The organism is Candidatus Obscuribacterales bacterium (genome assembly GCA_036703605.1).
In the GTDB taxonomy this organism is placed as follows: Bacteria; Cyanobacteriota; Cyanobacteriia; order RECH01; family RECH01; genus RECH01.
The window spans coordinates 1-1,799 of the sequence record DATNRH010000809.1 but is presented as its reverse complement, the minus strand read 5'-3'; the positions used below and the strand labels follow the sequence as shown (position 1 = coordinate 1,799).

The window sequence follows — 1,799 nt, the reverse complement described above, 5'->3', positions numbered from 1 at the left end:
AACGTAACAAAACTTATACCAACTCTCAGGAAGGATACCGTTATCTTCTATGATTGCCTACAAGACATTCGGTTGGCCCTTGTCACACTTTTTAATAAAGTCGTGTGGTGAACCCGAAACGTTTTACTCTAAAGACTGAGTTTATTAACCCTGGGTCGTCGTTTCGGTGAATCTTAGCCAGCGATCGCAACTTGATAGCTTGCGCCGACTGGAGACCGAAAAGTGTTTACCTGGTGACACTCCGGGCAGATTTAGATGCAAGTATGAAACTAAGGGAGCTTTTGAAATCCGATGAGTGTTAAGGCAAGTGGTGGAAGCTCTGTTGCACGTCCGCAGCTATATCAAACCCTACCCGTTGCAACTATCTCTCAGGCTGAACAACAAGATCGCTTCTTGGGGCGCGGAGAACTCAGTGAGCTGTCTCGCTACTTTGGGTCTGGGCTAAAGCGACTAGAAATATCAGAAATTTTAACTAGAAACTCAGAATTAATCGTTTCCCGCGCTGCAAACCGCATTTTCGTAGGAGGCTCACCGTTAGCCTTCTTAGAAAAGCCCATCGATGAAGACGTCGTGGTTGCAGTGACCATGGGTGGTCAAGAAATGAACACCCAGGAATCCATGAAACTGGGTACGGCCACCTATGTCGAAAGCGGTGGTGGGTTTCTAGAAGGGTTGCGATCGCTCTTTAGCGCAACCAGCAGCGGCCCCGTGCCGGCTGGGTTCCGCCCCATTAACGTGGCTCGCTATGGCCCCAGCAACATGCAGAAGTCTCTGCGTGACCTGAGCTGGTTCCTGCGCTATGTCACCTACGCGATCGTGGCAGGGGATCCCAATATCATTTCCGTCAACGTGCGCGGGTTGCGGGAAATTATTGAAAACGCCTGTTCTGGGGTGGCCACATTGGTAGCCCTCCGGGAAATGCGTCAAGCTGCCCTAGGCTACTTCAAGAAAGATCTGGATGCCGCTTCTGTTGTCGCTCAATACTTTGATGTCTTGGTGACCGAGTTTGAAGCGCCGACGCCGTCCAACAAAGTGCGTCAGCGTCCCTCGTCTGACCAGCAAGGTTTGGCATTGCCTCAGATTTACTACAACGCTTCGGAGCGCCGTCCTGTCTACGCCATGAAGCCAGGGCTCTCCAGCGGGGAGAAAATCGATGTCGTGAAAGCGGCCTACCGGCAAATCTTTGAGCGCGATATCACCCGCGCTTATTCTTTGTCCTTGTCTGATCTAGAGTCGAAGGTGAAGAACGGCGATATCTCCATGAAGGAGTTTGTCCGCCGCCTAACCAAGTCGCCTCTTTATCGCAAGAACTTCTTTGAGCCCTACATCAACAGCCGTGCGCTGGAACTAGCTTTCCGGCATATCCTCGGTCGTGGGCCCAGCAGCCGGGAAGAGGTGCAGCGCTACTTTGCGATCGTGTCTCAGGGCGGTCTATCTGCCTTGGTGGATGCGTTGGTAGACTCCCAAGAATATTCGGATTATTTCGGAGAAGAGACGGTACCCTACCTGCGCGGTCTGGGTCAAGAAGCTCAGGAATGCCGCAACTGGGGCCCTCAGCAAGATCTGTTTAAGTACAGTGCGCCGTTCCGCAAGATTCCTCAGTTCCTCACCACCTTTGCCTCCTACAACCAGCCCTTCCCAGATCAACACCCCTACGGCTCGGGGAACGATCCGCTGGAAATTCAATTTGGCGCAATTTTCCCCAAGGAAACTCGCAATCCCAGCACCAGCCCTGCGCCCTTTGGTAAAGATACTCGCCGGATTTTGATTAATCGTGGCCCGGGCATCAACAACCAACT

At 52.3% G+C, this 1,799-nt stretch carries 1 protein-coding gene; it reads left to right on the top strand.

Annotated features, from left to right (window positions below; all coding sequences use genetic code 11):
• Positions 1-291: 291 nt before the first annotated feature.
• On the top strand, positions 292-1,799 hold a 1,508-nt coding region (locus V6D20_16830; GenBank protein ID HEY9817445.1), incomplete at its 3' end, for a phycobilisome rod-core linker polypeptide.